Here is an 8476-nt window from a genome sequence, read left to right as displayed (position 1 = left end):
TCGGGGCTTTCCCAATAGGGCATGTCGTATCCTACGAAGTAAAAAAGGAAGAAAACGACAGCCACAAAGCCCATCAGCACATAGAGCACGCGCTGTGACAGCTTCTCCGCAGGCCAAAGAAAGATTTGCTTCAACTTCATTTCTTCAACTTATACTTCATGACTGAATCGAGCAAAGAGATAGCCGATTCCTCCATTTGTGACGTGATATGGTCAATCTTAGATAAGATATAATTGTAAAACACCTGCAAAACCAAGGCCACGATGATACCGAAGATGGTCGTGATAAGGGCCACCTTCATACCCGAAGCCACAATCGTGGGACTGATGTCGCCCGCGTTCTGTATTTGGTCGAAGGCCATCACCATACCGATAACCGTACCCAAGAATCCCAACGAGGGAGCCATGGCGATAAAAAGGGTTATCCATGAGCAACCTTTTTCCAAGTTAGCCGACTGCACCGAGCCGTAAGAAACGACCGAACGCTCGATATTATCTATCGATTCCGACAGCCTTAGCAGTCCCTGATAACAAATGGAAGCCACGGGACCGCGTGTCTCCCGGCACATCGTCATGGCGCCTTCCACGTCGTCATCCATCAGTTTGGCGTCCAAATCGGCCATGAACTTCTTGGCATTTATCTCTGAGAGACTTAGGTAAAGTATGCGCTCTATGCAGAAAGCCAAGCCAAGCACCAAGGCCAAAGCCACAAGTGACATGAAGCCCGCGTTACCTTCGATAAACTTAGACTTCAACATCTGATGGAAACTCTCGCCTCCGACAGCCTCTTCCAACCCTTCGGCCAGCGCCTCGTCAGCCGCCACCGACATGGTCGAATCCATGGCCAAAGAGTCTGCCGAGGGCTTGCCGGCAACAGCCTTTTCGGTTAGCGAAACACTATCTTTCGGCACCGTGGCCGACGCCTTCTGCCCTTGGGCAGGCATAACGACAGCTCCCGCCAGCAACAAGGCTACAGAGAGACCGGCTATTATCTTCTTCATAAACTGTTAAAAGTATCAATGTTTGATAGGCAAAAGTACACATATTATTTGTTTTGGCAAAATAACGGTTTTATCATTTAACTTTATTTGAAAATGAAAAACGGACGCCCCGCTGTGTCAGAATTTATTTTACAAAATGCTTTCGTAGGCTTCGTTATTTGAAAATATAAAATAATTGGACGGAAATTCTCGATTTTTGAGCCATTTCGCAAACCTTTGTCTACCAATTGTTTACGTTTCCCAATCATTCCGCGGGCCATTTTCCGGCCCCTATTTCATTGCTTTTTAAGGCTTTAAAACGGCTTTTTCAGCCAACGAAAGCAGGCTTTCCGATAAGTCAAAGCAGTGCTTTCGCCCCACAAGCGCACTACTTTTGCCATGCTTACCCCCACATTTCGCCGGTCCAAAGACCGATTCTGCCCACGCCAAAAGCTATTTGCCCCATTTCCAAAGCTCGTTTTTTTGGTAATAATATTTGACGAAAAGCCTTTCTTTTCCGAGCCCCCCAACACCATCCATCCACCCTACAACCACACCACAAGTAAGCTGCCCAAAAATAATTTTCAAACAAAAGTTTCTCAAATCTGATATTATTATTGTATCTTTGTTCATATTTTCCGACATTGGATTTTATCTTTAAAAGAATCGCAAAACCGCTCATTTCCAGTTCGTTAAAACAAGTCAGGAGACTGTTTTTCAGGAACTTGAACGTGACGACAGTCCCGCCACCGCATAGGCCGTGGCTTCACACAAGCATAGAATGCCCTAAAAATGCCAGATACATTCAACATTAGCAATAGAAGATATTTAGGAAATAAATATAAACTATTAGGCTGGATAAAGGAAATCGTAGAAACTCACTGCACAGACGTAGAGTCTTTCTTCGACGTTTTCTCAGGTACGGGCAGCGTAGCCTCGGCCTTCACCGACAAAAGACTTGTGGTCTGCGATATGATGCGCAGCAATTATTTGTCGGCCTTATGCTGGTTTTCACCCATGCCCATTGACCGTTCAAAGCTCAACTCGCTACTCGATTTCTACAACAAGTACGACGCTTCCGAGGAAGAAAACTACATGTCGGACAACTTTTCCGACACTTATTTCAATCGACTGACCTGCCAGAAGATTGGATTTATACGTGATGACATACAGCAAAGGTTTGAAACGGGCGAGGTAAATGAGCGTGAGCATGCCTCGGTTGTTACGTCGCTCTTTTACGCCATGGACCGCATTTCCCACACATGTGGCCACTATGATTCCTTTATCAGGGACGGACGATACGACGGCAACTTGGAACTGCGATTGCCACAAAACGATTATTCCCTCCATCAAGACAACCATATACACTGTGCAGACTCCAATCTGATAGCCCACTTAGAGCCGGCCGACGTGGCCTATCTTGACCCCCCTTACAACAGCAGGCAGTATTGCGACGCCTATCATCTGCTGGAAAACATCGCACTTTGGAACAAACCCGAGGTTTACGGCGTAGCCCGCAAGATGGATCGCAGCCAAATGAAGAGCCAATACTGCAAGAGCCGGCAGGCTGCCACGGCGTTGGAAGAGCTTGTAAGCAACCTCCAGTGCAGGTACATCCTGCTTTCCTATAACAACAACGGCCGAAAACTACAGACCCGTTCCAACGCCAAGCTGTCCGACGACGACATTTTCCGCATTCTATCGCTACGTGGTGACGTGCAGGTTTTCACCAAAGAATACCGCGGTTTCGACGCGGGTAAAAGTGATAAGAATAAAGATAATCAAGAGAGATTATTCCTATGCAACGTACAACGATAAAAAACTATATAGCATCTCCCCTCAACTACATCGGTGGCAAAGCCCGTATCTTGGACCAATTGCTGCCGCTCATGCCCGACAATATCGACATTTTTGTCGACTTGTTCTGCGGCGGTTGCAACGTAGGAATGAACGTCAAGGCCGACTATACCATCTATAACGACATTTCAAAACCGCTCATCCGCCTGCTCAAAGCACTTCAACGCATGAGCAACACCACCATTATAAGGCGTATCAACGCCTTGATTGACGAGTTTGAACTGAGCCGAACGAGAGACCACGGTTTTGCCTTCTACGGTGGCAACGCCAATCTTGGCGTGTCGGTCTACAACCGTCAGAAATACCTACGGCTGAGAGAGCGCCTCAACACGCACAAAAAGAAAGATAACCACTACTATATTCTGCTCTACACGCTCATACTCTACGGATTCAACAACCAACTACGGTTCAACGATAAGGGAGAATACAACCTGCCCGTGGGCAAAAGAGATTTCAATACGGCTATCGAGGCAAAGCTCGTGCGCTTCTTGGATGCGCTGCGACAGCAGCCCCATGAGTTTCAAATGCACGATTTCCGACGCTTCAACTTCGAGCGGCTCACGCCCAACAGCCTTGTTTATTGCGACCCGCCCTACCTCATCACGACGGCTACTTACAATGAAAAGTCAGGATGGACCCTCAAGGACGAGCTCGACCTTTTGGCCCTACTCGACCGTCTGAACGCCGCCGGCATAAGATTCGCCATGTCGAATGTGCTCCACCATGAGGGCAAGCATAACGATATTTTACAAGCGTGGATAGACCGCAACAACTATACCGTCCATAATATTTACATGGACTACCACTACAGCAACTATCAGAAAAAAACGAAAGAGGCCGACTCCGAGGAGGTGCTCATCACAAATTACTAATCGCCTAACAGCCCTGATAACAAGCTCACCATGGATAAATATGAAAGAATACCTTACACATCGTTTCTATGGAAGTTAGGAACGACATCGTTCAGAACCCAAAGGTTCAACAAGATGACAGAGTGGCAACTGCGTCTTTTGGACGAGTTTTGGACCCAACCCGAGAACAAGGACTTAGGATGGGAGACCGCCGTAGATGGCCAGAACGACATTTACGAGGTTAAAAATCGCTATTACGATTGGCTGGTCTTTAACGGTTTTACAAAAGGAAACGACCGTGTAAAGTACAAAGCTGCCCGTGAGAAGACAAGCGGACTGTACGATATGGGCCTCATCAACAATGAGCATAGATTGACAGAAGTGGGTCGTGAATTGCTGCGCATTACCGAGGAAAGAAGTTATTTAACCCGTACACCGCTGGGAATATCGGCAGACTCCATGCTCTATCTCAAGCAGTTGCTCAAGCTAAGCGACCGAAATACCGGCACAGTGGTAAGGCCTTTAATCGTAGTACTCTACCTTCTTTCAAAATTAGGCAACCTTTCAAACGATGAGTTTCGCTATCTTGTACCACTATGTACCGATGAATCATCGACACAATACATACTCCACCACATTCGGGAGCTAAGGGATGGCCGTGGGTCGATAGACCAAATCCTTACTGATGTTCTCCTTTCAAAAGGCAATTATCAAGAAGGTAGGAAACGCTTTATGGAAAATGAGTTCTCGGAAAGCCTACTGTTATCGGTCGGCATGAACCGAAAGAGCGAGAAATACGATAAACCCTATGCGATTTTGTATCAGGAGTTACACGCTGTTTACATGGAACAACAAAACGAAAGCATCGTTTCGCTGTTTGAATCGATGGCTAATTTCCAGCCTGCTATTGCCATCAAATGGAAGACTATGCTGTTTGATACGACATCTAAAGCGGCAGTCAAACATTCACCCGAAACCCATTTACGAGCACTCCCCGAGGGTACATTGGCTTCAGAGACCGCTTTCAAGGATTTCTTCTATACCACCATGCACCTGAACAAGGCCAAAACCACGTTGGAAGACTACTTGGATTTGAATCGCAGATATTTGGGACTGACCAACTGTTTCATATTTGCCAATCAGCAAGTGACGCTCGATACTGTGCCCAAACAGTTTTTTGGAGCTGCCATTGATGACTTGTACCGTCAAGCATATCAAGCCAGCGACCTGCTGTTCGTCAACTCTTCACTCGAGGATATTTGTCCTTCATTGACATTCAATGAGCAAACAGTCATCGAAGGATTGAGCCGTGAGTTAGGAACCACCATCAATACGATTGACGAAGCCTACACCGAAGTGGATAAAATCAGATATAATCGTCTGAATAAGCTAATCAATGAGAAATTCGATAATAAAGTCTTGCTTCGACTTCTTGATGATTTTGAGAAGCGAAACGATGACCACATCAATCAATTAGTGACCGATAATGCCGATATTCCGACCATATTTGAATACATAATAGGCATTATTTGGTACAAAACAAGTGAACGCCAAGGTAATCTGTTAGACTATATGAAGCTGTCGCTCGACGCTAATCTGCTACCCGTTACGCACGCCGGTGGTGGTGAAGCCGACATTGTCTATGAATATAACCACACGAATGACTATCCGGCTCATAATGTCCTGTTGGAAGCGACCTTAGCAGAAAGCACCAATCAGCGCAGAATGGAAATGGAACCCGTATCACGTCATGTGGGGAATCACCTGCTAAAGACGGGTAACATGAGCAGTTATGGCATTTTCATCACGACTTATCTACACATCAATGTCATCAGTGATTTCAAATCAAGGAAACATGTTCCCTACTTCAATCCGCAGGATGAAGATCATTTTATAGAAGGAATGAAGATTACTCCGCTCAACACTCAAGACCTGAAAACTATCCTCACACACGGTCTTACCTACCAACAGCTCTACGAAAAGTTTGACAAAGCCTATCAACTTTCCGACAACTATGTAAATCCAAAGCAATGGTATAAGGAGCAAGTCAGCCTTATAACTGAAAACGAAGCACAGACGGAACAACAGTTAAAGCTAAGTTTCTAAAGTAGTATCTGCCCCTTTCGCCCCTAACCAAACGCATAAAGCGGAAACCAACCCTACAAGTTGATTTCCGCTTTTATCATCTTCAGGCGGCCAATTTTCCGCCTATCATATAGGAAGAGCTAAGCGCTTAACCCATAATAACTTCTACCTCATGGCGTCCTTCCAGCACGGGAACGACATTACCGGTTAATGGTTTGCCATCAACGGTTATCTGCTTAACGCCTTTCTGCACACCCGCGGGATTCTTAACGTGGATATGATACTCGCCACCACGGAACTTCCGACACACTTCATATTCAGTAGCTGTGTCCGGAAGACAAGGATTGATGAGCAAACCATCGTAAGTTGGCTGCACACCGAGTATGAAAGCGCTCACTGTGTACCACATCCAAGCGGCCGTACCCGTAAGCCATGAGTTCTTTCCCTCACCGGGACGGGCGGCGTCTTTGCCCGCCACCATCTGGCAGTTAACGTAAGGTTCCAGCTTATGAAGTGCCTGATACTTCTCTTCTACATACGAAGGCAGAATCTTGGTATAGTGCCTCCATGCGTCATTTCCGCGTCCAGCAACGGTCTCACCGATGATAACCCAAGGATTGTTGTGGCAGAATATGCCCGCATTCTCTTTATAACCGGGAGGATAAGAGCTGATTTCACCCATTTCAACATGGTACGTCGTGAAGGCCGGATTGTTGAGAACGATTCCATGTTCGCACTCCATACGCTCGCTGACGCTGTCGAGTGCCTTGTCGCAAAGGCCTTCCTCCAAGCCTATTCCGGCCATGGTGCACCAGCCTTGTGACTCGATGAATATCTTACCTTCGGCGTTTTCATCACTTCCAATCTTATTACCGTAGAAGTCGTATGCCCGCAGGAACCACTCGCCATCCCAGCCGTGATTCTTTACAGCCTCAACCATGGCGTCGACAGCCTGCTGCATGCGGTCGGCCTCTTCAGCCTTACCCAAGTGGCGACACAGCTCTACATAGTCCTTACCGGTGACTACAAAGAGGCCGGCTATCATCAAACTCTCGGCCTGACTGCCCTCGCTGTTGTTCTCGGTGGTCTGGAAGCTCTCGTTAGGATCCCAACTGAAACAGTTCAGATTGAGACAGTCGTTCCAGTCGGCACGGCCGATGAGTGGCAATTTATGGGGACCTAAATTGTTCAAGACATGGTCCATAGAGATACGCAGGTGGTCGAACAAGGTCACCTCGGTGCCGGGTTGATTGTCGAAAGGTACCATCTCGTCGAGTATAGAGAAGTCACCCGTCTCCTTGATATAGGCCACCGTGCCGAAAATAAGCCAGCATGGGTCGTCATTGAAGCCACCTCCAATATCGTTGTTGCCACGCTTAGACAACGGCTGATACTGATGGTAACAGCCTCCATCGGCAAATTGGGTGGACGCAATGTCAATGATTCGCTGGCGGGCACGCTCAGGAATCTGATGCACAAAGCCCACGAGGTCCTGATTACTATCGCGGAATCCCATGCCACGACCTATGCCACTCTCGAAGAAACTGGCCGAACGGCTCATGCAGAAGGTTACCATGCACTGGTATTGATTCCATATATTGACCATCCGATCGAGCTTTTCGTTGGAGCTCTTGACCGTATAGACGCTTAACAAACGGTCCCAATAAGCACACAACTCATCGAAAGCCGCGTCTACTTTTTCGGCCGTATCAAACTCGGCTATCAGCGAATGGGCCTTCTCTTTATTGATAACCTGACGCTCTACAAACTTATTTTCCTGCTCATTTTCCACATAACCCAATAGGAAAACAAAGTCTTTGCGCTCACCGGGAAGCAAGTCTACCTCTATACAATGGGAGGCTATGGGGCTCCACCCGTGGGCTATGCTGTTGCGTGACCGGCCTTCCACGACCGCGTCAGGAGCGCACTTATCGCTGTAAAGCCCCATGAAAGTCTCACGGTCGGTATCAAATCCGCTCACGGGATGGTTCACATGATAGAACGCGTAATGGTTGCGACGCTCACGATATTCCGTCTTATGGTAAATGGTAGAGCCTTCAACCTCCACTTCACCGGTAGAAAAATTACGCTGGAAGTTCTCCATGTCCGTTGCCGCATTCCACAAACACCACTCTTGGAATGAGAAAAGTTTGAACTGCTTGCGCTCGGTTGATAGGTTGCTCAACGTGAGTTTTTGCACTTCACACCACTTGTGTAATGGGACAAAGAACAATGCGCTGGCCTCAATACCATCCTTACTACCCGTTATGCGGGTATAATTCATGCCATGACGGCACTCGTAAGAGTCCATAGGAGTTCGACAAGGTTTCCATCCGGGGTTCCAAATCGTGTCGCCATCCTTTATGTAAAAGTAGCGACCATCGTTATCCATCGGCACATTATTGTAGCGATAACGAGTCAAACGACGGAATTTGGCATCCTTATAAAAGCTGTATCCACCTGCCGTATTTGAGATAAGAGAAAAGAAATCTTCGTTGCCAAGATAGTTTATCCATGGCCACGGCGTCTTAGGATCAGTAATGACATACTCCCGGCGGGTATCGTCAAAATGACCAAATTTAGGGTTCTGAATCATAATAAATAAAGTTGTTTAAGAGAATTAGTTTTAAGTTGCTTTATAATACTACCTTGCAAAGGTAACATTTTGATTCAAAAAATGTTATAATTTGGGCTCAAAAAGGCT

6 protein-coding genes are annotated in these 8476 nt (G+C 46.8%); 3 read left to right on the top strand and 3 right to left on the bottom strand.

Features of this window, described 5'->3' with window-relative positions:
• Positions 1-136 precede the first annotated feature (136 nt).
• Complete coding sequence (locus tag VIR50_RS09805; protein ID WP_331934943.1) at positions 137-1000, bottom strand: MotA/TolQ/ExbB proton channel family protein; 864 nt, start codon at positions 998-1000, stop codon at positions 137-139.
• A gap of 382 nt (positions 1001-1382) precedes the next feature.
• Positions 1383-1661 (bottom strand): hypothetical protein, encoded by a 279-nt coding sequence (locus VIR50_RS09800; protein WP_331934942.1) that lies wholly within the window; start codon positions 1659-1661, stop codon positions 1383-1385.
• A 110-nt stretch (positions 1662-1771) separates the two neighbouring features.
• On the opposite strand from VIR50_RS09800, the gene VIR50_RS09795 reads away from it, so the two are divergent.
• From VIR50_RS09795 to VIR50_RS09785, 3 genes are read left to right on the top strand one after another with little or no spacing between them, the layout of a single operon-like run.
• Complete coding sequence (locus VIR50_RS09795; protein ID WP_331934941.1) at positions 1772-2797, top strand: DNA adenine methylase; 1026 nt, start codon at positions 1772-1774, stop codon at positions 2795-2797.
• On the top strand, positions 2779-3708 hold the full coding sequence (locus VIR50_RS09790; RefSeq protein WP_331934940.1) for a Dam family site-specific DNA-(adenine-N6)-methyltransferase: 930 nt from the start codon (positions 2779-2781) through the stop codon (positions 3706-3708). Before VIR50_RS09795 ends, VIR50_RS09790 begins: the two co-directional genes overlap by 19 nt.
• Before the next feature lie 30 nt (positions 3709-3738).
• Complete coding sequence (locus VIR50_RS09785) at positions 3739-5793, top strand: AlwI family type II restriction endonuclease (protein WP_331934939.1); 2055 nt, start codon at positions 3739-3741, stop codon at positions 5791-5793.
• 127 nt (positions 5794-5920) lie between these two features.
• Here the strand turns inward: VIR50_RS09785 and VIR50_RS09780 are convergent, their stop codons facing one another.
• The gene (locus VIR50_RS09780; protein ID WP_414703548.1) at positions 5921-8368 is read right to left on the bottom strand and encodes a GH36-type glycosyl hydrolase domain-containing protein; all 2448 of its coding nucleotides are present in this window, start codon (positions 8366-8368) and stop codon (positions 5921-5923) included.
• Positions 8369-8476: the final 108 nt, after the last annotated feature.

Source organism: Prevotella sp. (assembly GCF_036570325.1).
Classification (GTDB): domain Bacteria; phylum Bacteroidota; class Bacteroidia; order Bacteroidales; family Bacteroidaceae; genus Prevotella.
The sequence above is the reverse complement of the archived record's forward strand: the minus strand, read 5'-3'. Positions and strand labels throughout refer to the sequence as shown.